Origin of the sequence: Streptomyces phyllanthi (assembly GCF_009377205.1) — a bacterium.
Classification (GTDB): domain Bacteria; phylum Actinomycetota; class Actinomycetes; order Streptomycetales; family Streptomycetaceae; genus Streptomyces; species Streptomyces phyllanthi.
Window position 1 is genome coordinate 1 of record NZ_VJZE01000793.1, and the last position, 2,376, is coordinate 2,376.

The 2,376-nt window shown below is 70.4% G+C and carries 3 protein-coding genes; all 3 read right to left on the minus strand.

Features of this window, described 5'->3' with window-relative positions; genetic code table 11:
- Positions 1–41: 41 nt before the first annotated feature.
- Genes FNH04_RS44910 through FNH04_RS44920 form a run of 3 tightly spaced genes read right to left on the minus strand, consistent with a single transcriptional unit; the run spans position 42 to position 2,337 of the window.
- Positions 42–977: an ABC transporter substrate-binding protein gene (locus FNH04_RS44910; RefSeq protein WP_152791986.1), complete on the minus strand. Its 936-nt coding sequence runs from the start codon at positions 975–977 to the stop codon at positions 42–44.
- A gap of 48 nt (positions 978–1,025) precedes the next feature.
- Entirely contained in the window at positions 1,026–1,688 is a 663-nt protein-coding gene (locus FNH04_RS44915; RefSeq protein WP_322725682.1) for an ABC transporter permease, read from the minus strand.
- Between the two features lie 4 nt (positions 1,689–1,692).
- Complete coding sequence (locus tag FNH04_RS44920) at positions 1,693–2,337, minus strand: ABC transporter permease (protein ID WP_152791987.1); 645 nt, start codon at positions 2,335–2,337, stop codon at positions 1,693–1,695.
- Between the last annotated feature and the right edge of the window lie 39 nt (positions 2,338–2,376).

Consider the following 2,376-nt stretch of genomic DNA (forward strand, 5'->3'; position numbering starts at 1 on the left):
CCCGCCCCCCGACACCCAGGCCCCGGGCTGCCCGCGCCGGGTCACTTCGTCAGCCCGTGCTGCTCGGCGTACGCGTTCGCCACGTCCTCCGGGTCCTTCTTGTCCTTGTCCACCTGGCGGTTGAGCTCGGTGAGGTCATCCGTCGTCAGGACGTTGCCGAGTTCGGCGAGGGCCTTGCGGACCGGGGTGTCGGCCTTGCGGTCGGCTATCAGGGGGACGACGTGCTGGCCGGGGATGAGGTTCTTCGGGTCGGTGAGGACCACCCAGTCGTCGGTCTTGAGGTCGGTGTCGGTGGTGAAGAGGTTCGCCACGTCCACGTCGCCCTTCCTCAGGGCGCCTTTGACGAGCGGCCCCGAGGAGTCGAGCGACTTGAACTCCTTGAACTCCACCCCGTACACCTCCCTGAGGCCGACCACGCCGACCTGGCGCGTCTTCATCTCCGGTGCCGCGCCGAGGACCAGCTTTCCGTTCTGCTTCGCGAGGTCGGCGAGGGTGGTCAGACCGTACTTCTCGGCCGTCTCCCGGGTGACGGCGAAGGCGTCGGAGTCCTCGGCCAGGCCGTACGGCAGGACCTGGAGGCCGGACGGGAGCGCGATCGTGAGGGCGTTCTGCATCTCGCCCTCCTCCGTGGCCGTCGACTTCGGGTCGAGATGGTGGAGCAGGGCGCCCTGGTACTCGGGGAGCAGGTCGATGTCACCGCTCTTCAGCGCGGGGAAGACGATCTCGCGGGTGCCGAGGTTGGGGCGGACGGTGGTCTTCACACCGGCCGCTTCGAGGACGGCCGCGTAGAGGTACCCGAGGACCTGGTTCTCGGTGAAGTTGGCGGTGCCGATGGTGAGGCCGCCCTTGCTGGAGCCGGTGCCCGAGCCCAGGCCGCCCTCCCCTTCGAGGGAGGTGATGCCGCCGCTGCACGCGGCGAGGGCGGGGACGGAGACGGCCGCTCCGGCGAGGCCGCCGAGGAGGGTGCGTCGGTTCATGCGAGGGGATTCCTTGCGGAGGGGGGATTCCTTGGGCACGGGGGTTCCTTACGCCGGGCGGTTGCGGAAGAGGGCGCGCTGGAGTGCGGCGAGCGCGAGGTCGAGGACCACGGCCACCACGGCCACCAGGACGGCGCCGCCGAGCACCTGGACGAGGTCGCGCTGGGCGAGGCCGTCGAAGACGTAGCGGCCCAGTCCGCCGAAGGAGACGTACGCGGCGATCGTGGCCGTGGCGACCACCTGGATCAGGGCCAGCCGCAGGCCCGTCATGATCAGGGGGAACGCGAGGGGCAGCTCGACCCGGAACAGCACCTGATGGGCACGCATGCCCTGGCCGCGGGCGGCGTCCTTCACCTCCCCGTCCACGGCCCTCATGCCCGCGTACGTGTTGGTGACGATCGACGGGACCGCGAGGGCGACCAGAGCGACGTACACCGGCCACATCGACAGGCCGCTGGCCAGGAAGACCAGGACGACCAGGCCGACGGTGGGCAGGGCGCGGCCGAAGGACGCGAGGTTGATGGCGAGGAAGGCGCCCCTGCCGGTGTGACCGATGAGCAGGCCGAGTGGGAGGCCGATGGCCGCTCCGATGAGCGTGGCCAGGAGGGAGTACTCGAGGTGCTCGGCGAGGCGGTGGGCGATGCCGTCGGGTCCTGACCACTGCTCGCCGCTGGTCAGCCACATGCCGAGGTTCTCGAAGAGTTCGTACACGGTGTCAGGCACCCCGCTTCCGGGTCCACGGAGTGAGGACGTGCTGGACGGCGACCAGCAGCGCGTCCGCCACCAGTGCGAGGAGGAGGGTGAGGACGACACCGGCGATCACCGGGGTCGGGAAGTTGCGCTGGAAGCCGTCCGTGAAGAGCTGGCCGAGACCGCCGTCGCCGATGTACGTGGCGACCGAGACCAGCGAGATCGACATGACCGTTGCGATCCGGAGCCCCGCCATGATCACCGGGAGGGCGAGGGGGAGTTCGACGGTGAGGAGGGTGCGCAGGGGGCGCGTACCCATCGCCCGCGCGGCCTCCTTCGTCTTCGCGGGGACGGAGTCGAGACCCTCGACCGTGTTCCGCAGCAGGACGACCAGGGTGTAGATCGTCAGGCCGATGACGGTCGTGGTGCGGGTCAGACCGCTCACCGGCAGGAGCAGGACGAAGACCGCGATCGACGGGATCGTGAACAGGATGTTGGAGAGGCCGAGGAGGAGGCCGCGCAGGGGGCGGATCCGGTGCGCGATCACGGCCAGGGGGAGCGAGATCAGCAGCCCGGCGAGGACGGCGGAGAGGGCGGCCTGGAGGTGGGAGAGGGAGAGGGAGGCCAGGTCGTCGGTGTGGTCGCCGATCCACGACCAGTCGACGGTCATGCGGGGCGCTCCGCGGGGCTGGTGGGGGCGGCGGAGTCC

What these genes read in the sequence shown, in the direction of transcription:
- FNH04_RS44910 (WP_152791986.1), bottom strand. Translation starts at nt 977, where the DNA reads ATGAACCGACGCACCCTCCTCGGCGGCCTCGCCGGAGCGGCCGTCTCC.
- FNH04_RS44920 (WP_152791987.1), bottom strand. Translation starts at nt 2,337, where the DNA reads ATGACCGTCGACTGGTCGTGGATCGGCGACCACACCGACGACCTGGCC.